This is a genomic window from Paenibacillus sp. JT22N1 (genome assembly GCF_059692155.1).
Genome location: NZ_JCAUAW010000004.1, coordinates 305,388 through 331,018, shown reverse-complemented (window position 1 = coordinate 331,018; position 25,631 = coordinate 305,388). Strand labels below are relative to the sequence as shown.

Below are 25,631 nucleotides of genomic sequence, written 5' to 3'. Positions count from 1 at the left end.
GTTATTCTTCCCCTATTCTAGCAAAAGCTATGCTATAATGGAACACATTCTGGCTGCAAATATTGTATCTAGAGAGGAGATCACTAACCTCATGCCTATACAAACAGAAACGGAGCTTTACGCTCCGATTAAGCACTATTTCGAGCAGCGAGGTTACACCGTTCGCGCAGAGATTAAGCATTGCGACTTAGTTGCCATTCGCGGTGATGAGCCGCCCATCATTGTCGAATTGAAAAAAAGCTTCAATATCCCGCTCCTCGTGCAAGGCATCGATCGTCTGCGGCTGACAGATCAGGTCTATGTCGCTTTCGAGCTTCCCAATAAAGGACGAGCTCCGCATCGACTGCAATGGGAAGAGATCCGACGTTTATGCCGCATGCTCGGCCTAGGTGTACTGACCGTTCAATTTTTCAAACGCAAACAGCCCGCAGTGGATCTCGTCTGCGAGCCTACTCCTTATCAATTACGCCCAAATAAGCGTGCTGCCTTGAAAGTTGTAAATGAATTTCATGAACGCAGTGGGGACTACAACGTCGGAGGCAGCTCAAAACAGAAGCTTATGACTGCCTACCGTGAAAAATCGCTGCATTGCGCCTACTTACTGCAACAACATGGACCACTTAGCCCGCGCCTTCTGCGTGACTTTACGAGCAATAAAGCCGTGAGCTCACTGCTTCAAAAAAACTACTACCGCTGGTTCGTACGCCAAAGCCGCGGCATTTATCATATCACCCCACTTGGGGTGCAAGCGTTAGCGGAGTATGCCCATGTTCTAGCTGCTTTTCCAGGGGCGGAGACGTCCGACTCATCTACTATCCTATCTTCTTTAAACCCTTAAGAGCGAACAACAACTCGATGTATGTTCGCTTCTTCCTTCAACATTAGCAGCGCTTTGTTCATCCAAATCGCCGCCTGCGCCCCTTCGCCCATGGCAATAGTCACTTGCTCCGCATGAACACCCACGTCCCCTGCTGCCCAGACGAACGGTACACTCGTCATTTTACTGCGGGGATCCGTTACAATGTGGCGATTCTCCATTCGCTCCGCGCCTAACTGCCGGGCCAAATCCGACTTCACTTCATTCCCGCCGAAGGCTATAAACCCGCGCTCCGCACCAATTCGTTCCCCATTTGCCAAAACAACACCGCGAAATAAGCCATTGGTTTCAGCCATCACCTCCCCAATATCTTCCGCGACATAGGTGATTCTCTTTTCCTTCAGCTTTGCTAATAGCTCACTCTTCACAGCTTTCTGCTCATGATTCACATAGGTCAGCTTGTCCGTACGCGTACTAAGCGTCAGGGCCATTCCCGCTCCAGAATCACCAGAACCCATCACAATGGTCTGTTTGTTTTTAATCTCATAGCCATCGCAATCTGGACAGACGTAAACAGTTAGCCCTAGACAGTTTTTCAGATTGGGCAGCTCGGGAATACGGTCCAGAAGTCCTGTAGCCAAGAGTAACGTTGGGGCTTCATATCCCTTCCCCGTCTTCCCCCATAACTCAAATCCATCCCCAGGTTTACCTTTGTTTACAGCTTGTACAACTTCATCTATAACGAAAGTAACACCAAGCTTTTCAGCTTGAAGCCTCCCTAATCGGCGAAGCTCTTCACCCGATACACCATCTGGCCACCCCAAAAGGTTATGATAGCTTTTACATAGTGTAGACCGGCCATAGCCGGCATCTATAACAAGCACACGATGCTCATATCTCCCTAATTGAATGGCCGCTTGAAGTCCAGCAATACCTCCGCCAACAATCATGCTGTCATATTGTTCCATAACCGCACGTCCTCTTCTCCTGTCATCTACTTCCTAGGATATCCGAGTTAACGCGCTTTCATGCTCATCTCATTGATTCTTAATCGACCAAACAAGGGCAATTTGTGACATAGCTGCAGTCATTAAAATCCATGGAATCCAGCCCCCATCCAAATCACTGCCAAATGAGATTAAACAGGTAATTGAAATCACACGTCCAACATTCAAGAAAAATTCCCGAACAACCACACTTTCTACTTTCAATTGACCTTTAAGCGGCAGCTTCGCAATAAGGCCATAATAATAACCTGTCATTGTATTCCCTTGCAGCGGTGCGAAAATAGAATGCAAAATCATGAAACTTACAACGGTCCATACATTAACACTCCCTAATAAAAAAGATACACCAATAAGGTAACCGAGTGTTGATATGGCTAAATAAAGTCGAGCTTTACTAGCATTTGCGTATTTAGATATAAAAATGCCCATTACGATCGATAGACTTGAGTATAATACACCGAGGTAGCCCACAATATCTTCACGCGGCATCACTTTGAAAAGCAGAATATTCGGTAAGAAAAGCATTGTCCCTTGGAGCAAACCCATTCCCAAAAATCCAAACAGCGCTTTCAACCAGTCACGTTCTTTCTTCATAATAAGACCAGTTAGCTTCAAGTAATAGACTCGATGATGTCCACCTGAAGCTTTAATTTTCAATGAAATCAGCGCCGCTAGTAAGAACATACAGAATGCTATTGAGAAGACAATAGTGTAGCCGCTTAGTCCTTCTTTTAAACGGATAATGAATCCGGCAAGCGCCGGCCCCGCTAAAGTTGCTGCTGTGAAAAAAATCATATTGAATGCAAGATATCGAATCCGGTTCTGCTCGTTAGACACATCATACATCAGGGTTAAATAACCTACCCAGTAAAAAGCAGCTGCAAGTCCATTAAAAATGGCAAATAGTATATAATATTCGACCAGTGTCTCTTGGGCTAGAATGACGCTCAAATAAAAAAGACCTATGAGCATGATACCTAGACGATACGATACCATTCGGTCTTTCTTCTTAATCATGAGGCCGCCAAGTGCAAAGCCTATCGGCGTTAAAATGAAAACGATCATGCTGTATGTACCATTCACTACGACACTGTGCGTTAACCGCCATAAGTATAAGTTTAAGAACACGCCCGACATGGAAGCGCCAAATTGAAAAATAGAATGAATAATTAATGAAATTACGGCCTCACGAGACAATTGCTTCTCACGCGGAAGTGAATTTCCTCTGCTATGCAGCCAAGATCTGATTCTTAATATCATCATAGACCTCCAGTCTTCTTTATTGTAACAGCCTATTCCTTTTCTGTTAAACAGCAAAAAGCCTCAGCATTGGCGCTGAGGCTTTATTACCACCCATTATTGAGTTACTTCTTAAGGCTATCCCATGTTTTCTGGAATTCCTCAAGCATTTGATCCTTCGTGTACTTCTTCGCTACATAACCTTGCATAATATCGCCGAATTTTTTACTGGAAGCTTCGCCGCCTGGGAATTTGAACCAGTTCCAGCTAAGTGTTTTCCCAGCTTTACTGTAAGCAATAATGTCAGCTGCCAAAGGTCCTAGAACTTTCTCATCAGCAGGAATGGATTTGAATGCTGGAATGAATTTGAATTCTTCCGTAATGTATTTCTTACCTACATCAGAGCTTACCATCCAGTTCAAGAATTTCTTAGCTTCGTCTTTCACAGCAGAGTTTTTGTTGATAACCCAGTTGTTTGGTACACCAACGAACAATTTATCGTTCGCCGCAGCGTCATCGTTGATCGGCATTGGCAAGAAGCCAATTTTGATGTTAGGGTTTGTTTTTGTGATTTGAACTTGTGTCCAGTTACCTTGTTGGGTCATTGCTGCTTTACCAGTAGCAAAATCGGTTACTTGCGTATTGTAATCAGTTTGAAGCGGATTTTTGTTACCATATTTCAATTGTAGATCAAATAATTTCGACCATTGATTAAATACTTCGTTACCCGGAATTTTAGCAGTTCCTTTGTTCAAACCGTCGATGAAAGCATTTGGATCCTTCTGGTAAGCAAACGGAAGGTTTACGAAGTGGTTACCTAGTACCCACCACTCGCCATAGCCGGTTTCAAAAGGTGTAATTCCTTTTGCTTGAAGCTTTTTAGCTGCATCTTCCAATTGTGTGAGTGTTTTTGGCAATTCGGTAATGCCGGCTTGTGTAAACAAATCTTTATTGTATTGGAAACCATAACCTTCAAGGTTAAGCGGTTGTCCATATAGTTTACCGTTTTTCGTCATTGGCTCTTTAGCCACGTCTACAAGATCACTTACCCATGGTTGATCAGAAAGATCTTCCAGGTTTTCGATCCATTTATCGAGATCCGTGAAACCACCGTTGTTGAAAATATCCGGTTTGTCGCCGGAGTTAAACTTCGCAAGCAATGCAGCGCCGTAGTCAGCTCCGCCGCCAACAGTGTCCACTTGAATTTTAACGTTAGGATTTAGCTTTTGGTATTCTGCAATCATTTTTCCTAGTTGATCTGCAATTTCTACCTTGAATTGGAACATTTTAATCGTGACTTGTTTACCGCCTGCAGCAGGTGCTGGTGTTGCCGCTCCACCCGTTGTTGCTGATGGAGTTGGCGCTGTTTCTTTCTTCGCGCAGCCAACGGCAACTAAAGATAGTGAAAGTACAGCCGCCATACTGATCATTGTTAATTTTCTCATTTAGGTAAAGCCTCCCTTTTAAGTTTCAATCAGCTTACCCTGATAACGTTTCGTTTGCTCGTCATCAGCTTACATGGTTTATTGTAAACACTTACTTAAACCCTTAACACAGAGGATATTGAACATAAAGGTGGAAGATTTTGAACATATTTGCAAAACTGTTAACCTTTTACCGAACCTGCCGTAATACCTTCTACAATATGTCTCTGCATGGCCAAGAAGAAAATAACGATCGGCAAAACTCCAAGTGTTAGACCAGCCAAGGCCAAATCCCATTGCTTCGTATATTGACCAAAGAAAGAGAACGTTGCTAAAGGTATTGTTCTCAGATCTGGACTATTTAACACGAGCGAAGGAAGCAAATAATCATTCCATATCCATAAACTGTTTAAGATAATGACTGTCGTAGACATCGGTTTTAATAGCGGGAAAACAATTCGCCAAAATACCCCGTACGGCGAGCAGCCATCCACAGTGGCTGATTCTTCAATCTCCAGCGGAATGGATTTAATAAAACCATGAAACAAGAATACGTTTAGTGAAACACCGAATCCAAAGTAACAAATAATCAATCCGAATTTGCTATCCATAAGTCCAACTTGACTCGCGACACGCACTAGCGGAATCATGATGGATTGGAACGGAATAACCATAGCAGCAACGAAAGCAATAAATACAAGATTGTTGAATTTACTTGATTTGCGTACCATTCGATAAGCGGCCATGGAACTAATCAATACAAGCCCCACATTACTGAGCACTGTAATAATTAAAGAGTTCATAAACGCACTTGGGAACTTCATGATTGTCCATACCTTTGTATAGTTATCAAGATATAAGCTTGACGGAAGTTTCGCTGTGCTGCCAGCCAGCTCCGGAAATGTCTTAAGGGAGTTGACGATAACAAAGTAGAAAGGGACTAGAAATAAGAGTCCAATCAAGATGCCAAGCACCTCGAGTGTGAATAGTCGTCCAGAGTATTTTTTGACAGATTCCATTAAACTTCAACCTCCTTGCGTTTCGTATACATGACTTGGATGGTCGAAATAATGGCCACTACAACGAAGAATACTAACGCTTTTGCTGTACCTAAACCATAGTTGTTATTCCGGAACGCTTCCTGATAAATATTGATGGAAACTGATTCTGTTGAGTTGAACGGTCCACCTTTGGTCAAGGCAAAGTTCAGGTCAAACATCTTGAAGTTCCATGAAATTGTGAGGAACAAACATACGGTAACAGCCGGCATAATAAGTGGAATGATAATGTTCTTAAGCACTTGTAATCGTGTAGCACCATCGATATAAGCCGCTTCAACCATATCTTTGGGCACATTCGAAAGCGCCGCAATATAAATGATCATTAAGTAGCCGGAGCCTTGCCAAATACTAACGATGGCGATCGCCCAAAAAGCTGTTGGAGCATCACCTAACCAAGGTAATTGGAAAAAGCTTAGATTCGTTAGTTCGCCTAACGTCCCGAACCCTTTGACGAAAATAAACTGCCAAATGAAACCAAGCAGTAATCCCCCAATAACGTTCGGCATGAAGAAAATAGTACGCAGTACATTTCTAGTTTTCAGTGCCTGTGTAAGTAAGAGCGCCAAAAGAAACCCGACAAGATTCGTGAGAATGACATCCGTCACGGTTATTCTTGTTGTAAACCAGAATGCGTTGCGATAGTCCGTGTCATGAAAAAGAAGGTGTTTGAAATTGTCTAAACCGTTGAACTTCACGGTTGTTGTCACACCATTCCACTCGGTAAATGAATAATAAATACTCATGAGAAAAGGAGTAACAACAATGAGCGCGAAAAAGATCAACGCTGGTCCGATAAACACCCATTGTTGGATAAGTCCTGCTAACCCTTTGTTGGCCTTCATGGGAATTTCCCCCTTACGATTATGTAACTATACCCTAAGTATAAAGCCCTTGATCTTGGCAAAACACAGATTATCGTGATGCATTAGGTGGAATTTGTTGACCTCTCCTGCTACAATGTAGGGTGAAAAGTCTAAAAAGAAACCGAGTTGATGCACCTTGTTTCGTCATAGTATACGCAATAAATTAATCCTTTTTCTGCTCATTGCGACCTTAGTTCCATTCACTACATCCATTATTGTTTCTTATATATTCACCAAGGAGAAAGTCACAGAAGACACAATTACGAATAATTCGGCCCTGATATCTCAAGCAAAAATGAATTTGTTGAACTACTTAAATGGTGTTGTCCAAGCATCCACTACGATTTATACAGGTCAGTATTCATCTGTTGGTTATCTTTACGATATTCTGCAAACCGAGCGAGAAATCGACTACATGAGTGATAAGGTTATCAAAAGCGGACTGCAGGTCATGTCCCACTCGGTTAAAGAGATCAAACAAATTTATCTTTACGCCTCCGTTAGCGACCGTTCTTATTTAGCGAGCAGCGACATTCAAGGAAGCACGATCGGTAAATATGAATCTCTTCGGCAGTTCCCCGAGAACAAAACCGTTTATTTTGAAACCACTCATGAAAGCCATAATTACAATATTGCACTTAATGTGTATTCTGCTCCAACCCCTGTCCTATCTATGCATCGTAAAATTATGTACTCCCCAAGTAACATCTCGATTGGTGAGCTGATAATTGATCTTCAGCTGAATCTAGTCTCAGAAATATCTCAAAGCTTATTCACCCATGACCAAGAAGAACTGTATATCCTGGATGATAAGGGGTTCATCGTGTTCGGTCCTGATGTTTCTAAATGGGGACAACCTCTTGAAGCAAGCTGGGGGAATGAGGCGATTTATAGTGATCTCCAAAAAGGTTCCTATGAATGGAAAAACGGGGCTTATGCGGGGATAAATATTTATGAAAAAATGAAAACTGACTATGTTAACTGGACGATCGTGAAGCGGCTTCCCTATGAGCAATTAACGAAAAGTGCCAGACAGTTAACTTTAATTAATTCTTTGATCCTTACTCTGTTTATGTTGATTGTCATTGCCGGAACCATTTATATCAGCATTAAATTTACAGAGCCTATCAAACAATTAATTCGTTATATCACACGCATACAGGCGGGACAAGTTCAGTTAGGCCAATTGAATGCCGATATCGAGCTCACTCGAACGGATGAAATGGGCATTCTCGCCAATCGATTCCATGGCCTGATGCAAGATTTAAATCAAATGGTCATGCGCGAATACCGCTTAGAGCTTGCAAACAAATCGAATCAGCTCATGGCACTCCAAGCCCAGATCAATCCGCATTTTCTGAATAACGCACTGCAATCTATCGGTACATTAGCTTTACAGCACGAGGCTCCAAAGATTTACGCCTTAATTTCATATCTGGCTAAAATGATGCATTACAGTATGAATACCAACGAATCGGTTGTTCCTTTGCGTAAGGAAATTGAACATATTAAAGCTTATCTCGAGCTGCAAAAACAGCGATTCGAGCATCAATTTGAAATTATTTACGACATAGATGAAAGCACAAAAGCAATCTTTGTACCCAAAATGATCCTTCAACCGCTTGTGGAAAATTATTTTAAGCATGGTTTTAAACCAAGTGAAACCACAGGCTTATTACGTATTCAGGCAACGATGCCTACAGATCGTGAGGATGAATATTTAAAGCTCATTATTGAGGATAATGGGATTGGTATAACGGAGGAGCGGTTGCGCGAGGTAAAAAGCCGGCTGAATGCCCCTTCCATAACCGATGCAGCCTGTATTGGACTTAGTAATGTGCTAACCCGAGTACAGCTCTATTTTACCGATGATGCAACTCTTGATATTGAACATGTACAACCACAAGGTCTTAGGATTGTCATTCACATTCCTATGAAAAGGGAGCAAACGGAATGAAAGTATTACTTGTCGATGATGAAAAGCATGTGCGCGACGCCATCCGTCTGCTAGTCAACTGGAAACAGTATGGCATAGAAACCATTCTGGAGGCCCAAGATGGTGAATCGGCCATTGATATGGTGAACACCCATCATCCTGAGATTATCATGACGGATATGATGATGCCAATTATGAATGGTGTCAAATTGCTCGAGTGGCTGCATACACATGCTCCTGACTCGAAGACGATCGTCATAAGCGGCCATGACGACTTCTCTCTACTTCGCCATACGTTGAAGTATGGGGGAACGGACTATATTTTGAAGCCCATTGATCCTGAACAGTTAAATGAAGCGTTAGATAAAGCCATCCAGGCTTGGAATAAGGATGAGGAGCTTCGTCATACCAATAGAGAACTAAATATCGAAATGAACCAAATTAAACCCATGTACTGGGACAAGCTGCTATCGAACTTAATTGCAGAACCCTCCGCTTATGATCAAGGGGCCGAGCAGCTCGAGAAAGAGCTTCATTTATCTCGGACAACTCGAGAATGTCGTGTCGCTATTTTATCCTTAGATACAATGGAACGCAGTGTGAAGAACAAATTCAGTCATAATCTGGATTTACTGCTCTTCTCTCTCATTAACATATGTAATGAATTTCTCATCAACGATCAGCGCGGTTATGCTTTCCGACATTGGAACAGCGATAACGAAATTGTATTGCTTCTATGGAAGGATCAATCTGGCTCTGAGGCATTTCTAGCTAAAATTAATGAAGGTATACGCACCGCGCTTCATACCCGCGTGGACTTCGGTATTGGAAGCTCTCGCTTCTTCCCAACGGATTTGGCTTTATCCTATCAGGAAGCCCGTGATGCCCTAAGACAACGAAATCTCAAATCCAAGGAAACTTGGATTCACAGTACATTGAAAACAGCCAAAACGATTCAGCCTGCGCTTACTTTCAGCCAATATGAGGAACGGATTCAACTCGCTATTCGCAGTGGTAGCATAGACCAAATTCAAGAAACGGTTCAAGAATGGATGGACGCCGTCAAACTGAGTGAAGCCATTACTCTCGAACAGCTCGACCATTGGTGGAGGGAGTACAGGGTGATGAAGCGCCGTTGGGTGCAGCAATTTTTTTCTAACATCAGTGAAGATCAGGTCAAACAGCTGCTCCTGGATGAGCCATCCAGTTTGATCGTTCCGCTGGATGAGCATGGGATCCTGTCCCTCTCACTTTGGCAGCAGGAACTCACTCGAAGTATTGTTCACTTGTCGAAGCTTCTTCTTGAGAGTCAGCAGAAGGACAAAAGCGTTATTTTTGAAATCGCCGAATTCCTTCAGAAGCACTATCACGAAGATGTCTCGCTTCAGGATATCGCTAATCGATTCTACCTCAGCCGCGAGTACATCTCACGGAAATTCAAACAAGAGTTCGAGGTAAACCTTTCGGACTATTTAGGTCAAATTCGCATGAGCAAAGCAAAGGTCTTGCTGCGCAATCCATATCTTCGGATTTCACAAGTAGCGGAGATGGTCGGTTACCAGGACGAGAAATATTTCAGCAAAGTTTTCAAAAAACTAGAGGGACTCACCCCAAATGAATATCGAAAAACAGCGAATTCTATCTAAAATTCTGTAAAAAATATGGAATATGTTATACTAGTAAATAGAGGTGATTTTCATGAACATGCCCATCGAGACTACGACTGCGAATTCTTTCCCTCGCGCTGCTTCGAAGGCTACCAAGGTAAGAAAGAAAACGTACGTGTACTTGTTTGTGGGTTGGGTCATGCTGATCGCAATCGGAGTCGCCGCAGCTATGATGTACACAGAGCATTTGAGGCAAAAAATTGCAACCGATATCGCACAGCAAACCCAGCAACAACTGCAAGTGGTTCAACAAGACTATCAGAAGCAAGTGACCCAATTGAAAGATAGCGTTACGACAGATATGAAAGCTTTACAGACCAAGGTAGATTCACTGAATGAATTGCTGGCTTTCACGAAGGACAGCGCTAACAGCAAAACCGATAACAGCAACCAGCTTTATACGCAGCTTGCCGACGTAAAGAAGAAGTTGGAAGAATTGCAAAAGAATCTGGATGTGCTAAAGTAATGAACGTAAATAGCCTTCAACAAATCAACCGCGTCCTTCTACTTGCAAGCGCCCCGTTCCTGGGGATGCTGATTTGGCTGCTATTCGTTACAGCGAATGTCCCTATCAACCCGTTGGTACATAAAGCGTCTACGCCGATCTCTTTTCATCAAGAAACACTTACGCTTGATAACTTGCTGACCAAAGCGAATGCTGACGCCGCGCAAACCAAATCCATCATTCAGCAATATTTCGAACTTTATGAGAAAAGTGCCACAGAAGTGGCGGCCATGCTCCAGAACGCTGCAGCACAAGCTGCCAAACCAGGCATTATCTATGATACACGGATAACAGCCAAGCTCGGCAGCCCAATCAGACAAGCTTCTTCCGGGAATATCGACTTGAAACTTTTCGCTTTGAATGAAAGCAACTATAAAGGTTATGCGCTTAAAGTAAACCTTAAGAGCGATAAGGCCATTAAACTTGTGCTTGGCAAGGATAAAATTGGCTCCAGTGAGACAACACTAGATGCTGTCACACGTTATGGGGCTATCGCCGGTGTGAATGCAGGCGGCTTCGCCGATGACAATAAAGGCAAACGCTATCCCCTGGATACAACAATGATGAATGGGAAGTATGTGAATGGCTTCTTTCCTACCAACAACGATACAACCTTTATTGGTCTGAATACAGACCGCAAGCTCATTGGCGGTAAGTTCAGTTCTCAGTCTGAGCTCGACAAGTTAAACCCACTCATGGGATCTACCTTCGTTCCGGTTCTCCTGAAGAATGGTAACAAGATGTCGATTCCCTATCAGTGGCAAAGTTCACCGGCAAGAGCAGCGCGGACCATCATGGCTAACTACAAGCACGACCAGCTGTTGTTTATTGTAACCGACGGTTACGACGAGAGCGGTAATTCAGGAGCAACACTTGCTGAGCTGCAGGACAAAATGCAGCAATTAGGCATTGTGGATGCGTATAACTTGGATGGGGGCGGCTCTACCACTTTAGTCATGGGGGGCAGTGTCATCAATCGCCCGTCCGATGGAAAGCTTAGACCGCTGGCCACCAACTTTCTATTTTTTAAATAACCGAAATTATTCACACTTTATTCGTTTCTTTTTTTAGAATGGTTGGGTATAATAAGCCTTAACTATATTCTAAGCAGAGAGACTTTGAGCAAGCTCAAAGATCCCTATATTAGGAGGTGCAGCAATGTTTGGTTTATCAACAACATTTTGGCTCGTTAACACCGTTTTTGTATTATTCATCGTCGCTATGATGACGGCTTCCTATAACGAGGACAAAACAAAAGGTCTATAAACTGCAAGAAAAAAAGCATCTGCTTCTCCGCTAGGAGAAACGATGCTTTTTCTTTTATTACTCTTATGCTCTAACCTTTAGCAAGTTCATTTCAGTTACGCAAACGCCGCAAATATAGCGCTCTTTGAATTCACTGACACTTTCCATACTTCCGCAAAACACACATTTTGGACGATATCTCTCGAGTATGATATGGTCACCCTGCACCAAAATTTCGACAGGATCTCCTTCATTCATTTGATATCGCTTTCTTAACGACTTAGGCAGTACAATGCGTCCCAATTGATCGACTTTACGAACGACTCCGGCTGGCTTCATCATAGGACTTCACCTCTCTTCCGCTCACGTTTTCCATGCTCTCCACTTCATCTAGCATATCTATACGGCTGATACGGAATACTATTCGCCGTTATTTAAGAAACTCCTGCTAATAACATGCTGAAACTTTCTTTTCCTGTCAAATATGTCGGCTCAGCCCTAATATTTGTAGGCCTCAAGCTCTAATCAAGACCAACGAAGCCGGTCTGCCGCAAGCCCTCATACAGCATGATCGCTGCCGAATTCGATAAATTGAGTGATCTGACCGCATCTGACATTGGCAACCGCAGCAATGTTTCGGGATGCTGAGCTAACAGTTCCTCAGGAAGTCCTTTGGTTTCTTTGCCAAATACAAAAAAATCTCCGTCCTGAAATGTAAAATCTGTGTAACGTTTCTTTGCTTTCGTTGACGCAAAGAAAAAACGATGCTCTTTGTAAGCCTCTAGCACCTCATCAAATGAGTCATGATACTCGAGCTTAACCGAGTGCCAATAGTCCAATCCAGCGCGTTTTAACGTCTTGTCATCCGTCTGAAAGCCAAGCGGTCTAACCAAATGGAGATACGTGCCTGTCGCTGCGCAGGTTCTGGAAATGTTACCTGTGTTTGCAGGAATCTCGGGTTCTACTAATACAATATGAAATGCCATCTCTGTCAAATTCACCTCAATCTCTATCCTATTATAAGCGAATGCGGAATGCAATTTTACACAGCGTTAACTTTATCTTAATATCTCGATGATAGAGCGCTGTCATAATAGAGTTATCCTCGATAAAAGGAGTCCACCCATCGATGAAAAAGAAAATCCTAGTTGTTGATGACGAACCTTCCATTTCCATGCTTATAGAATTCAACTTGAAGCTTGTAGGCTTTGAAGTCCATTGTGTATTCGATGGCGAAGCTGTCTTCGATGCCATCCAAACGTTTCGCCCCGATCTCATCGTTCTCGACTTAATGCTGCCGAAGATGGACGGGTTCCAAGTGTGCCGCAAGCTTAGAAACCAGAATAACCTCGTTCCTATTATTATGCTTACAGCTATGCAGGATCTCACGGATAAAATTGCCGGCTTGGATAACGGTGCTGACGATTATATGACCAAACCCTTTTCACCACAGGAGCTCATTTCTCGCATACAGGCCATACATCGACGAATCCAAACTTTACCCTCCTCGACAGAAAATGCGCCCATCACGATTGGCCAAATCGCAATTAAAGCCGATCAACGTGAAGTCATGGTGAATGGCTCCCCTATTGAACTTACACCTAAGGAATTCGAGCTGCTGCTCTTCCTGTGTAAGCATCGCGGCAAAGTCCTTAGCAGGCAGCAGCTTCTCCATGGCGTGTGGGACTATCACTTCCTCGGAGATACCCGCATCGTCGATGTGCATATCTCTCATTTGAGAGATAAAATTGAGAACAATGCGCGTAATCCGGAATATATTATGACCATCAGGAACGTTGGCTATAAGCTAACTGAGCCTGTTGTGAAGGAATCGCTGGCTTAATTGCCTCTTCGCCTTTCCCCTTCCGCATTCGGCGGAGCACCAATACGAAAAAGCCCCTGATAACTCAAGGGCTTTTCTTTATGTACGCATATATAAAAGGCCATCAATTATATTGCCGCTCCGACCGCCTTAAGCCAAGCTTTGGCTATAAGTGCATGTCCTGCCGGTGACGGATGTACGCCGTCTGGTGCCCAGAAGCTGGAGGGTGCGAGCATAGAAGCCTGTGCGAATATCCCGTCAAGCGGAACCAAAAGGGCACCAAATTCCCGTGCTAATTCCCGCACGACATTAATTTTGGGATCGAGATCCTCACGCCACAGCTTCCTGTCTTCCGGCACTGGCAGCACGAATGGCTCGATCATAATAAGCTTGGCCCCGAGCTCCTCTTTCGTGCGGACAAGCAGTTCCCGGTAACCTTCTTCGAATTGTTCCGCAGATGTAGGATCGTTCCGGTCGTATCGTCTCCAGCAGTCGTTAATACCGATATAGATCGAAACCCAGCTCGGCTGTAATGCGATGCAGTCCTGTTTCCAACGAGACTGCAGATCTTTCACTCGATTCCCGCTATTCCCCCGATTCAGGAATGTGACCTGTTGTTCTGGATAAGATGAACCTAACAGTGCTGAAGTCATCAGCGCATACCCTTTGCCCAAATCAGAGGGATTTTCCCTAACCCTTCCGGCATCCGTAATACTGTCACCTTGAAATAATACGATGTCGCCTTGCTTGAATGGCACTCCCATTTTGCACATCCTCCTACTCTGAATGTATTCTTTTAAAATCCGTAAAGACGCCAAGGCTTATGTCCGCCGAAATATCTGGCAACCTTACGCGGTGATTCCACGGGAAAGATTCGCCAGTCAGGCATCTCAGTACCTCGGGAAAGGATTGCTTCATCCCCCTTGCTCAAATCCAAAACGATTTCGTCTTCACTCGCTTTTACATAGACGGTATGCTCGGCAACTCTGGTTCCAGATACCGTCAGGCGAATTATACCACTCCAGCCTGTCTTGATGATACACGGCTCCCCGGCCAAACTCTTCACTCGAATCATTTGGGTTTCACCATCACGTCGCACCGCGCTGATTAAGAATGCTCCTTCGGTTCGCAAATTTTCGAAAGACGCTTCTTGCCACTCGTCGGGTACCGCTGGGAATACCCGTATCCTACCGCCCCAGCTTTGAAGCAGCATGTCGTGTATCGCTTCTGCACCGGCGAGGGGCGTCTCGATGACAGGCCCTGCTTCTTTATACATTGTATTCGGTTTAATGATCAACATCAACGATTGCAAATAACGCATGGCCTCATCTCCTGAGCCGAGAATAGAAGCTATAGAGGCCGCCCCAGTAAGGCTGAAGCCGCGCAAGTCGCCTTCCTTTCCGATCCAATGACGAAGCGAAGTTGCGATCAGCTTCCGATCCTCATCATTGTCGCAGCCGATCAAATGGAGTGGAAAAATCGCAAGCAGATGACTGAAATGTCGGTGACCGTATGCTAGAGGCGTGTCTTGTCCGATCATAAACCCAGTCTCATCTACAGGTAACGGAGCCAGCCTTTCCAGAACTTCCTTCCATTTCCCGGTAAGCGGATCTTCCACCATTAACCGCTGGCATATTTCCAAAAGGGTCTGGCAGCCCCAGCGCAGCAAGGCTAGGTCGTAATGCGCGTCGCGTACCTTAGTTTTCATAAAGGATCCATATTCTGGTGAAATGGTAGGCGGAAGATGTAAACAGCCGTCATCGCCTTCTTCAAGAATGTGAAGATAATAATTCACACTTCTACGCAAAAGAGGAAATAAGATAGTTTTCAACATCTCATCATCCATGCTGTACCGATACTGCCGCCAAACATTATGGCAAATCCAGTTCAAATTCCCTACTTCATCATCTACCTTGGCCCGTAAATCATAGCTGCAGCTACGACCAAGTCCTGAGGAATCATGCCTGCAGGACTCTGGAACGTTGGTTATTAGATTTTCCTTGTTTTCGTCTAATGCGCGAACAAGCGACATCCCTATGTCCAATCGATTTGCGGTATACACCGGTGAATAACTCATTTGCACATTCATATTGAACCAAACGCCTGGCCATGGCGTTGAAGTAAGCCAAGGACCTTGATTATCGATTAAGGGCTGATCCGCACGCGTGGCAGAGGCCAATTTATACATTTGTATCCAGTAAAAGCTTTGGAGCCGCCCATCCGGAACCGAAATGAAGCTTTGCTTATAATAGTTGTGCCACCACTGACGGTGAACGCCCACCCATACATCAAAATCTATGCTAGAGGCTTGAAGAACCGCATCCACCGCTTTACCAATTGCAGCTTCGTCATGCCCTTTAATAACGGACATGAAGCAAATTCGGCGATTCGGCGACACTTGGACTTCCTTCCACGTTGTAACGCATCCATCCTCGCCTGAATATCGCTGAATGCAAAGGTTCACACCATCTCTAACCGTTTTTTCCAGATCAGTTGCAGGTATATATTGATTTAAATTAAAGCCATCAGCGTTTTTCAGCACGTGATCAACTTCCGGGTAGGCGTACCACGCAAACTGCGTACCACGCTCCCCTTCTGATGTCTCGATCTCGATGGCCATAACCGGTTCCTCGCTATGAACAATGGAACGAAGCTTTACCTCGCCCCGGGTCGTCGTCAAATTAGCACGAAGCTCCGCGTTCCATAAGTCTACCCGCATGCTCGTCGGATGATAAATCATGCCTTCCATCTCTAGGTCAAGCTCACCAATGGGTACACGTGGAGGGAAGCCGGGTTTGTCGGTCCGGTTTGCCGTCACATCTGTGCGTCCCGTGACAAAACGGAGCACGTGCCGTTTTGTCGCATTTTCCTCCCCATATACCATAGCGCCGATCGAACCATTACCAATGAAGGCCCCTTCATCCCAACTCACGGGCTTCACGACCCACTCCATATCGTTGTCGGCCATAAAATGTTCCCATTCGATGTCATTCATTGCCAGCAGCCTCCCTATCCTTTAATCGCTCCAATCAGAGCGCCTTTGACGAAATATTTTTGGAGAAACGGGTAAACAAGCAGAATCGGTACCGTTGCCACAATAATGGTCGCGTACTTCAACGTAACTGAGAGCATTGCCGAGGCGCCGTCCGAAGCCCCTAAGTTTGAGCTTGCTTCCCCTTGGAGCAAAACTTCGCGCAGTACAAGCTGCAGCGGATAGAGTGACCGGTCCTGCAAGAAAATCATCGCATTGAACCAAGAATTCCAATGACTGACGCCATAATACAATAACATAACGGCAATTACCGGCATAGAAAGTGGCAAAATGATCTTGAATAAAATGACAAAGTCATTCGCGCCATCTATTTTAGCCGATTCCTCCAACGCATCAGGAATCGCTTCGAACGCAGTTTTCATCAGAATGAGATTAAAGGTGTTAATGGCTTGAGGAATAATGAGCGCCCACAGCGAATCGACCAGTCCAACTCCTTTAATCGTCAAATAGAGAGGAATCAATCCACCGCTGAAAAACATGGTAAACACGATAAACAGCAGGAGTGGTTTACGGTAAGCCAAACTTTTCCTTGATAACGCATAGGCCCCGAATGCTGTAAGAATGATATTGAAAAACAGACCCACCAGCACAACAAAAAACGTATTCCCGTATCCTTTCAGGATCATGGGATTTCGAAACACATTCGTGTAAGCATCCAGTGAAAATCCAAGCGGCCGCCATAAAACGCCTTTGTGCCCCATCAGAGCTCCAGCGTCACTAATAGAGGCAAACGCCACATAAACGATGGGATATATCGTAATGATCATCAAGAAAGTCAAGAAAATCACATTGATAGAATCAAAGCTTTTTTCTGAAAATGTTGCCCGGTTCAGCATGATTATGCCTCCTTTCTACCATAAGCTAGTATCATTAAATTTACGGCTTAACCAGTTGGAACAAATGAGCAGAATAAAATTGATCATCGAATTAAACAAGCCAACCGCTGAGCTGAAGCTATAATTAAAATCTTGCAAACCAACCCGGTACACGTAAGAAGATATCACATCCGCCGTTTCATAAGTACCTGGGTTATAAAGCAATATGATCTTTTCGAACCCGACGTTCATCATTCTTCCGATCTCCAAAATGAGCAGAATGATGATCGTTGGCATTAAGCCGGGAAGCGTCACATTCGTCATCTGCTTCCACCTGCCTGCGCCATCTATTTTAGCCGCTTCATATTGTTCCTGATCAATGCCGGTCAAAGCCGCCAGAAAGATGATCGTTCCCCAACCGATATGCTGCCAGACACCTGAAGATACATAGACGGAACGGAAAAAGCTCGGTTCAAGTAAAAATGTCGTTCGTTCCCCGCCGAAAAAGACAATCACGTCATTCAATACGCCGTCGCTGACGGTGAAATCTTTGATGATGCCGCAGATAACAACTAATGAAATAAAATGAGGCATATACGTAATGGTCTGCACCGTGCGTTTAAATAAGGCATGTCTCACCTCATTGAGAAGAAGCGCTAGCACGATCGGTGCCGGAAATCCGAACAATAGCTGATAGAAGCTGATAAGTACTGTGTTTTTTATTGTCCTCCAGAAATAGGGTCCGGTAAAGAATGCTTGAAAATGCTCAAAGCCTACCCAATCACTCCCCCAAATGCCAAGGCGTGGAGAGAAATCCTTAAAGGCGATAATCGCACCATACATCGGTCCATAATGGAAGATCACATAATAAAGCAGCACGGGAAAGAGCATCACATAAAGCAATTTATTTTTACGAATATCGATTAATATCCCTAGTCGGGATCTCTTTTTCGATGTGAAGGGAATGACCGTTTCAGGACTGATTGTGTTCATTTCTCTGCTCCCTCTCTTTCCTTAGGCAAATTCCTTGCAGGTGAATACATGCCGCTTACTATAAGAGGCGTAGTATTCCGTATTCACCTGCAAGATGCCCAAAAGGTGTTATCTTTTGTTGTAGCGGTCAAGCGCATCCTGATAAATTTTCGTCACCTTATCGATACCCATTTCATTAATGCGTTTTACATACTCATCAAACTTCTCGATGGGTTCCTTGCCCATGATGAATTTCACGAACATTTCTTCTTTATAGCTTGAAATCGCTGTATTCAATTTGGCAACTTCCTTGCTTTCGTCTATTGTTGGTGTAATGAAAAGCGGCATAACATGCTTGGCTGCATCCGTTTCACCCCAAATTTTAATCGCTTCGTCCTGCTCCTTGAACGTATTGAAGCTTTTTCGTGCGTCACCTAGGAAAGGACCATTCGGTTTCGTATATTGAGATACCATTTGTTGAAGGTTAAACTTCTCATTTTTAGTTATTTTTTCACTAAATTTAGGGACATTGTTTTCCATCTTATAGCTATCGCCTTCAGTACCAAAGTTAAACAGCAAGCTGCCTTTTTCACCGTACGCATAATCCATCCATTTAACCGCGAGCTCAGCATTCTTCGAATCGCCCGACACGGCTTTACTGGCAACCGGATTGTACTTGAAATCACGCTGACCGATAAAAGCGCGTTCCCCTTGCTTCAAAGTCGGATATGGAGCTGCAACCAGTTGGAATTTCGGGTTTTTCTTCTTCCCGGTATCCATCCATCTACCCATACCTCCACTTAATAGACCTACGGTTGCTCCCGCACTGTCACTCATTAATTTGTTGTCCAACGCTTTGGAATCCGTGTTAAGTGCAAAGTCTTTATCAAGCAGTCCTTCCGCATACCATTTACGCAGTAAGGTCAAAGCATCTTTAAATTGCGGATCGATTGGACCGTATTTTACTTTTCCTTGATCATCGATATAGAACCGATTGGCCGTTTTGAAGGCGCCAATGAATGCGTCCTGGATGTTCAGCTCACTGCTATACTGGGCGGTAAATGGTGCGGTTGCGCCTTTCTTTTCTTTGAACGCTTTTAACACCGTATACCATTCATCGATCGTCGTCGGAACCTGCAGGTTCAATTCATCCAGCCAGTCCTTACGTATCATTGGCCCTCGGAACACTAACCCATTGTCGGGACGAATCATCGGGAATGCGTAATATTTGCCGCTGTCCGTTTTGATCATCTTGTCTAATTCCTTGTCTTGCTGAAGCAATTTCTTTATGTTCGGCGCATTCTTGTCGATCAATTCATTAAGTGGAAGAATGACTTTATCGGCAATCGCTTTCTCAGGTCCGCCTGGATAAGCGGCAGTCCCGCCTCCGCCCCAATTGTATTCAATAACATCCGGTAATTTATTGGATGCAATCATTAGATTGAACTGCTCCTTCGATTGCCCGTCAGCCGGATGTGTATACTTCACTTTCACACCGGTTTCTTTTTCAAGCTGCAAGCCAAAAGGTGATTCGGCCAGATTAGGAACGAAAGATGCCAAGTTGGTGTCGATCTGTTCCCAAGACGTTAACGTTTCTTTCGTACTAATTGGATACTTAGCTCCAGCCGCTGTTGGAGCAGCAGATGCTTTAGGCGAAGCAGTGCTCACACCTGCCTCTTGTTTGGAACAACCCACGAACATACTAGATGCCACTACAACGCTTAATGCCATACTAAAAGACTTCTTGTTCACATATTTCCCCATGTAAATCCCCCTCAGATGAATTGGTTCTAGGCACTTCGGTGCGCCGTGGTTTCATTATGTAACGAAAACGATGGATCGGATATCGTTAAAACCGAAACTGCATCATTAAAATCGCTAATAATCAACCTTCAATTTACACAATCGCTATGTAAAAACGGAAAAGCCGCGCAAGCATGCTTGTACGGCTTCTTTCATGTCATTGAATATCTTTATATTTACCCGGTGTAATGCCCTCAAATTTCTTGAAAATCCGATTGAACGTATTCATGTCGGAGTATCCGACTTTTTTCGCAATTTCCGTGACAGATAAGACTTGAAGAGAAAGCAGTCGCTTTGCTTCTTCTAATCGAGTTCTGCTGATAAAATCAAGCAGCGCTTCACCCGTCTGTGCTTTGAACTGTTTGGATAAATAGGAAGGCGTTAACCCGAACTTATCACCCACCATGGAGATGTTCAGATTCTCCTCAGAGTAGTTGCTTTTCACATACTCGGTGACCTGCTGGCTAAGTTGGTTGTGCTCCTGCCCACGGTCTTCTTGAATGAATCGGCACACCTGGCTCAGCACTTCTCGAATCTGTACCTTCATCTCTTTGATGGTTGAACTGCTCATCAATCGGTCGATTTGGTCCGTTTTTACGATTAACGCCCGATTATTGCTGCTCGTACCGATTTCATCCATCGTTTTTAGCAGCGTACTTATCAAATCAAACATGAGGCACTTGGCGAGCGGAACGGAAAGGGACGCGTCCGATACATTAATCTCGATGATTTCGTCTATAATTGCGCTCGATTTCTCAAAATCCCCTGACTTCACAAAATTGATCAGCTGATGCTCTACAGGCAATGGATAGTAGTAACTGCTGGATTGCCTAACCGTTTCTGAACTTGGTAAATCATCGTACCCAATAATTTCCCCGCTCCCCATAACAAGCCGGTACTCCAAGGCTGCCAAGGTTTGCTGGTACGCTGATGGGATTCCATACAGCTCCTGATGGATGCCGCTGATCGCCACAGTCAAATGGACATGGAAATGGTCCAGTAAGAAGGACTTCACCTGCTCGGCAATACGCTTCAACTCTTGAGAATCCGGATCTGTCCCGAAATTTACGATGCACGCTTGCATATTGTCTACTTCCGTAATGAAGGCCTGATTGTGATGACCGATCACTTCTTCAGCGACATTCATAATAATGAAATGCAGCATCCTCACCTTCTCGGGAGCGGCATACTCGTCGATCTCAAACTTGCCGAAATGCTCGATGTGGAATAACAGAACAGCAAAATACGGTGAAGCCAACCGAATATCATGGGCAGCAAGCGATTCGTGTATCGGGACATTTTGTTCCAATCGGCCTTTCAGCAGCCCCTGAAGAAAATGCGAACGAATGGCATCACGATGCTGATGCAGCCGCCTATCAATCTGTTCTTTTTCCGCAAACGTATTATTCAACGCATCCTGTAAAAATCCGTACTCGTTCGAGCCTTCATGAAAGGATATCCCTGATTTCACAGAAAAGCTCCGAATCAGTAGGTTGATTGGGTTATAATTTTTTCTCAAAAAGAGATAAGTGACAAGTCCCCCCATGATAAGGCTCAAAATCACACTGGCGTAAATCAACTTCTTCATGTATTTCATCTTGTCATCATATAATTCGGCGGGAATCGTCGATATGTATTTCCATCCTGTGCTGCCAGAGGTGATATAGGAAACGGCTGCCCTTTTGCCGGAGTCCTCGCTGATAAACATCCCATTTTTACCAGAAAGCTTGTCGTAATCCAGAAAGTCCGTTCTAGATTCAAAACCAGTTGAAGCAACTAGACGGTTTTCCTTATCGAGTACCGCTATCGAGGTTTTATCCGACGTGGATGGAATATTATCCAACAGTTTGGAATCCTTAATGACAAATAAAATGACTGCGCCTGGATGATCCGGGTTGGCCAGTATGACGGATTTGGCATACATCACAGCTTTGACTGAATGGCCGTCTTCTCTAAACGTAATGGGTGCATACTCCTGGATGTAAGGCTTCTCAAAAAACTTCGCCCACTCCTCGTAGCTCATCCCGTCTTTCTCATGGATCTTTTCGAACAACATACGGCTGTTCGTATGGTCACGTGTAGATATAACCGTGTCGCTATTCCGGTAGTAGATGTAGATTTGCTCAATAAAATCATTCGCTGTCTGATACACCCGCAGATCGTTGGCAATGCTGACCAAATCGTAATAGTCGCTATCGGTCAATGGCTTCTCCGTATTCATGAAACCGGTTACCAATTTACTTAAAGCGATTTCCAAACTTAGCCGCTCGATACCGCGAAGGCTGTTATCGATCGCCTGCTCCATCTGCTCCAGGGCTGAATTGTTCGCACGGTTGACTTCCGATTCCACGACATGCCAGGCAGCTGCGTATAAAATCCCACTAATAATAATCGGGATAAGAAGTACTGAGATATAAGATATGAGCCACGTGACGATAACACTGCGTTTGTTGAACCGGATTCGAGCAAGACTCATTGGATTACCCCTCATCACCATGTTGTAACTGCTTTCACCATCATTATACAGAAAATATGGAAGGTTTGAAGGTAAAATTCGAAACGTTGCCTACTGTATAAAAATGGAATGTTAGGCTCAACCTACTGTTGAACTTCAATCCATGCAATTAATTCCAAATGAGGGAGAACTCTTGAATAAGTACTTTTTTAAATTACTGAAAAGCAAACACACTCAGCAGCTTGTTCAGCAGCATCCTGCCGATAATGAGCATCAGCAGTTTCTCTATCCGAATTTACAGCAAAATGAACAAATACTTCGCTCCATCTATGCCAATTGTTCGGATGTCATCTTCCGTTCTTTTCTAATTAGCGGAAAAACGAAAGCCCTCTTAATGTACATCGAAGGTTTAACTAATTCTACAGGGCTCGAAGAATATGTCATTGCCCCTCTTATGAAAGAGGACACAGAAGAAATAATCGATATACGACAACTAATCGAGCGAAAAATATCTGTTTCTCATGCGAATGAATGTCCTACTTTTTCAAAATGCATTGAATATTTATCGAACGGCAATCCGATCCTTCTGCGTGATCATGAAGCATGCGGCCTTGCTTTAGGATTAACTCAATGGGAGAAGCGCGCCATTGAAGAGCCAGCGGCTGAAGCAGGAATTCGAGGCCCGCGCGAAGGATTTACGGAAACCTTGCGAATCAGCACTTCCCAAATACGCCGTATTATCAAAAGTCCCAGCCTCAAAATGGAATCCATGAAAATCGGCGATTATACCCAAACGAATGTTGTCATCTCCTATATCGAAGGGCTTGTCGATGAGACGCTGGTAGAAGAAGTCAAGAATCGGCTGAATCGCATTCGGATAGACGGAATTCTGGAAAGCGGAAATATCGAAGAATTGATTGAGGACAATCCTTACTCTCCTTTTCCGCAGCTGCTAAGTACGGAACGCCCCGATGTAACTTGCAGCAGCCTTTTGGAAGGGCGTGTAGCCATTCTTGTGGAGGGAACCCCATTCGTTTTAATAGCTCCCACCACCTTTTTTTCCTTATTGCAGGCAGCGGAAGATTATTATCAACGTTTTTGGGTAAGTACCATCATACGGTGGCTGCGTTATAGCTTTACTTTGATCTCTCTGTTACTTCCTTCACTTTATGTTGCGATTGTTAGTTTCCATCAAGAGATGGTGCCAGGTTCATTGTTAATTAGTATGGCATCTTCTCGGGAATCAGTCCCCTTCCCGGCATTGATCGAAGCGCTAATAATGGAAGTTACCTTTGAAGCGCTTCGTGAAGCAGGAGTTCGATTGCCCAAACAGGTAGGCGCTGCCGTTAGCATTGTCGGGGCGCTCGTCATCGGACAAGCAGCGGTTCAGGCTGGACTTGTCTCTGCGCCAATGGTCATCATCGTTGCCATCACGGGCATCTCTTCCTTTATGATTCCACGCTACATTGCCGGAATTGCTATTCGGTTGCTGCGCTTTCCGTTGATCTTTCTCGCAGGGACGTTGGGCCTGCTTGGCATTATGATGGGGATCATAGCCATTGTTCTCCATTTGTGCAGCTTGCGCTCGTTCGGTGTTCCTTACTTGGCCACTATCGGAACTCCGAAGATGGGCGAACTGAAAGACGTTTTGATCAGAGCTCCATGGTGGATGATGGATAAGCGTCCGCACTTTACGGGAGATTACAACGAGTACCGCCAGTCGCCTGGTCAAAAACCGGGACCTGATCGAAGTGATGAGGCATAATCCAGAGTGGGGGTGAACGTTGTTGTTGGATAAAGGGAAAATTTCAGCCTTTCAATTGGGACTTATGATGTATCCGACTGTACTGGCCACAGGCTTTCTTGCGTTGCCGACCATCACAGCCCAATATGCCAAAAATGATCTTTGGCTAACGAGTATTTTCGCCTCTATTTTGGGCTTTATTTCGGTTTATATCGCGACCCGGTTGCACGAGCTCTATCCGAAGATGACCGTTATCCAATACAGTGAACGCATACTCGGGAAAATCCCTGGAAAACTCGTTGGTTTTGTTTTCTTCGTTTTTACTCTACATTCAACCGGAATTATTTCTCGTCAGTATGCCGACTTTGTTAAGGGCAACTTTCTGTTCAAATCCCCAATCTTGTTGGTTATTTCCTCCATAATCCTACTCACTGCATTTGCCGTACGCGGCGGGGTGGAAATATTGGCAAGAAGCGCAGTTATTTTTACACCTATCTTCATACTTCCTATTTTCATTCTTTTGGTTCTAATCCCCGATATGGACGTTAAAAACTTCTTCCCCATCCTGAGTCATGGGATAATCCCCGTGATCAAGGGATCCGCCGCGCCGATGGGCTGGGTAAGTGAATTTTTTATCATGACCTTTTTTCTGCCCTACTTGGCAGATCCAGAAAAAGGAAGGAAATGGGGTTTTATTTCACTCAGCGCCATTACATTGAGTATGATTTATGTCAACCTGCTTATCTTATTTTTGCTGGGACCGGACGTAGGCAACAAAACCTATCCCGTTTTTGTCGCTTTCCGTTATATCAGCGTCGGCAATATTTTCGAAAATATGGAAGCCTTACTCTTGGCCATGTGGGTCGTCGGAAACTTCATTAAAATCGGGGTATTTTACTATGCTGCCGTACTCTCATTCGGGCAATGGCTGAATCTGTCGGAATATCGTCCTTATGTCTTTCCTCTTGGAATTTTCATAGTAGCGTTAAGCATGTGGGATTTACCGAGCTTCACTAGGTTAGCATTTTTTATAACGTACTTTGATACATTCTATTTACTGTCGGTTCTGCTGCTTATCCCCCTGCTATTACTGATTGTGGCCTTATTACGTAAAGGAAAATCGATTGGAGAAGGAGATAATCAGCCATTCTGATATCGATCATTAGAAGAACAATAAGCACATAGATTGAAAACTAACCAAAGT

At 44.2% G+C, this 25,631-nt stretch carries 21 protein-coding genes; 8 read left to right on the top strand and 13 right to left on the bottom strand.

The window, feature by feature from the left end; all coding sequences use genetic code 11:
- The first annotated feature begins 91 nt into the window (after window positions 1-91).
- On the top strand, window positions 92-838 hold the full coding sequence (locus AC58UU_RS10605) for a DUF2161 domain-containing phosphodiesterase (RefSeq protein ID WP_497315355.1): 747 nt from the start codon (window positions 92-94) through the stop codon (window positions 836-838).
- On the opposite strand, the gene AC58UU_RS10600 is transcribed toward AC58UU_RS10605, so the two are convergent.
- The 5 genes from AC58UU_RS10600 to AC58UU_RS10580 all read right to left on the bottom strand — a co-directional run bounded on the left by AC58UU_RS10600 (window position 835) and on the right by AC58UU_RS10580 (window position 6,390).
- Entirely contained in the window at window positions 835-1,785 is a 951-nt protein-coding gene (locus AC58UU_RS10600; protein WP_497315353.1) for an NAD(P)/FAD-dependent oxidoreductase, read from the bottom strand. The two genes, AC58UU_RS10605 and AC58UU_RS10600, sit on opposite strands and share 4 nt — an antisense overlap.
- Window positions 1,786-1,854: 69 nt before the next feature.
- A complete protein-coding gene (locus AC58UU_RS10595; RefSeq protein ID WP_497315351.1) occupies window positions 1,855-3,087 on the bottom strand; it encodes an MFS transporter in 1,233 nt (410 codons plus the stop codon).
- Between the two features lie 101 nt (window positions 3,088-3,188).
- Entirely contained in the window at window positions 3,189-4,508 is a 1,320-nt protein-coding gene (locus tag AC58UU_RS10590) for an ABC transporter substrate-binding protein (protein WP_497315349.1), read from the bottom strand.
- A gap of 161 nt (window positions 4,509-4,669) precedes the next feature.
- On the bottom strand, window positions 4,670-5,506 hold the full coding sequence (locus AC58UU_RS10585; RefSeq protein ID WP_497315347.1) for a carbohydrate ABC transporter permease: 837 nt from the start codon (window positions 5,504-5,506) through the stop codon (window positions 4,670-4,672).
- Window positions 5,506-6,390, bottom strand: coding sequence for a carbohydrate ABC transporter permease (locus AC58UU_RS10580; RefSeq protein WP_497315345.1), 885 nt, complete (start codon window positions 6,388-6,390; stop codon window positions 5,506-5,508). Before AC58UU_RS10580 ends, AC58UU_RS10585 begins: the two co-directional genes overlap by 1 nt.
- A gap of 157 nt (window positions 6,391-6,547) precedes the next feature.
- Here AC58UU_RS10580 and AC58UU_RS10575 point away from each other — a divergent pair, with 157 nt between their 5' ends.
- From AC58UU_RS10575 to AC58UU_RS10560, 4 genes are read left to right on the top strand one after another with little or no spacing between them, the layout of a single operon-like run.
- Window positions 6,548-8,368, top strand: coding sequence for a sensor histidine kinase (locus AC58UU_RS10575; RefSeq protein WP_497315343.1), 1,821 nt, complete (start codon window positions 6,548-6,550; stop codon window positions 8,366-8,368).
- Complete coding sequence (locus AC58UU_RS10570; RefSeq protein ID WP_497315341.1) at window positions 8,365-9,993, top strand: response regulator; 1,629 nt, start codon at window positions 8,365-8,367, stop codon at window positions 9,991-9,993. Before AC58UU_RS10575 ends, AC58UU_RS10570 begins: the two co-directional genes overlap by 4 nt.
- A gap of 52 nt (window positions 9,994-10,045) precedes the next feature.
- Window positions 10,046-10,480: a hypothetical protein gene (locus AC58UU_RS10565; RefSeq protein ID WP_047677233.1), complete on the top strand. Its 435-nt coding sequence runs from the start codon at window positions 10,046-10,048 to the stop codon at window positions 10,478-10,480.
- On the top strand, window positions 10,480-11,553 hold the full coding sequence (locus tag AC58UU_RS10560) for a phosphodiester glycosidase family protein (RefSeq protein ID WP_497315339.1): 1,074 nt from the start codon (window positions 10,480-10,482) through the stop codon (window positions 11,551-11,553). The genes AC58UU_RS10565 and AC58UU_RS10560 overlap by 1 nt, the downstream gene beginning before the upstream one ends.
- Before the next feature lie 295 nt (window positions 11,554-11,848).
- Here AC58UU_RS10560 and AC58UU_RS10555 read toward each other — a convergent pair whose 3' ends face one another.
- Both AC58UU_RS10555 and trmL read right to left on the bottom strand, forming a co-directional pair.
- On the bottom strand, window positions 11,849-12,103 hold the full coding sequence (locus AC58UU_RS10555; RefSeq protein ID WP_047677456.1) for an AbrB/MazE/SpoVT family DNA-binding domain-containing protein: 255 nt from the start codon (window positions 12,101-12,103) through the stop codon (window positions 11,849-11,851).
- A 182-nt stretch (window positions 12,104-12,285) separates the two neighbouring features.
- On the bottom strand, window positions 12,286-12,750 hold the full coding sequence (gene trmL, locus AC58UU_RS10550) for a tRNA (uridine(34)/cytosine(34)/5-carboxymethylaminomethyluridine(34)-2'-O)-methyltransferase TrmL (RefSeq protein ID WP_497315337.1): 465 nt from the start codon (window positions 12,748-12,750) through the stop codon (window positions 12,286-12,288).
- Window positions 12,751-12,893: 143 nt separating this feature from the next.
- Between trmL and AC58UU_RS10545 the strand changes: the two genes are divergently transcribed.
- The gene (locus tag AC58UU_RS10545; RefSeq protein ID WP_047677301.1) at window positions 12,894-13,607 is read left to right on the top strand and encodes a response regulator transcription factor; all 714 of its coding nucleotides are present in this window, start codon (window positions 12,894-12,896) and stop codon (window positions 13,605-13,607) included.
- Between the two features lie 107 nt (window positions 13,608-13,714).
- Here the strand turns inward: AC58UU_RS10545 and AC58UU_RS10540 are convergent, their stop codons facing one another.
- The 6 genes from AC58UU_RS10540 to AC58UU_RS10515 form a co-directional block, all read right to left on the bottom strand.
- Window positions 13,715-14,350 carry an SGNH/GDSL hydrolase family protein gene (locus AC58UU_RS10540; protein WP_497315335.1) on the bottom strand — a complete coding sequence of 212 codons (636 nt, stop codon included), beginning with the start codon at window positions 14,348-14,350 and terminating at the stop codon, window positions 13,715-13,717.
- A 32-nt stretch (window positions 14,351-14,382) separates the two neighbouring features.
- On the bottom strand, window positions 14,383-16,581 hold the full coding sequence (locus AC58UU_RS10535; RefSeq protein WP_497315333.1) for a glycosyl hydrolase family 95 catalytic domain-containing protein: 2,199 nt from the start codon (window positions 16,579-16,581) through the stop codon (window positions 14,383-14,385).
- Between the two features lie 14 nt (window positions 16,582-16,595).
- Window positions 16,596-17,474, bottom strand: a complete 879-nt coding sequence (locus AC58UU_RS10530) for a carbohydrate ABC transporter permease (protein ID WP_497315331.1) — start codon at window positions 17,472-17,474, stop codon at window positions 16,596-16,598.
- Window positions 17,475-17,489: 15 nt separating this feature from the next.
- Window positions 17,490-18,446 (bottom strand): ABC transporter permease, encoded by a 957-nt coding sequence (locus tag AC58UU_RS10525; RefSeq protein ID WP_497315329.1) that lies wholly within the window; start codon window positions 18,444-18,446, stop codon window positions 17,490-17,492.
- 108 nt (window positions 18,447-18,554) lie between these two features.
- Window positions 18,555-20,189 (bottom strand): extracellular solute-binding protein, encoded by a 1,635-nt coding sequence (locus AC58UU_RS10520; protein ID WP_497315327.1) that lies wholly within the window; start codon window positions 20,187-20,189, stop codon window positions 18,555-18,557.
- Between the two features lie 196 nt (window positions 20,190-20,385).
- Complete coding sequence (locus AC58UU_RS10515) at window positions 20,386-22,704, bottom strand: helix-turn-helix domain-containing protein (protein ID WP_497315325.1); 2,319 nt, start codon at window positions 22,702-22,704, stop codon at window positions 20,386-20,388.
- Window positions 22,705-22,846: 142 nt separating this feature from the next.
- Between AC58UU_RS10515 and AC58UU_RS10510 the strand changes: the two genes are divergently transcribed.
- Window positions 22,847-24,448 carry a spore germination protein gene (locus AC58UU_RS10510; protein WP_497315323.1) on the top strand — a complete coding sequence of 534 codons (1,602 nt, stop codon included), beginning with the start codon at window positions 22,847-22,849 and terminating at the stop codon, window positions 24,446-24,448.
- A 19-nt stretch (window positions 24,449-24,467) separates the two neighbouring features.
- On the top strand, window positions 24,468-25,580 hold the full coding sequence (locus AC58UU_RS10505; RefSeq protein WP_497315321.1) for a GerAB/ArcD/ProY family transporter: 1,113 nt from the start codon (window positions 24,468-24,470) through the stop codon (window positions 25,578-25,580).
- The last annotated feature ends 51 nt before the right edge of the window (window positions 25,581-25,631 follow it).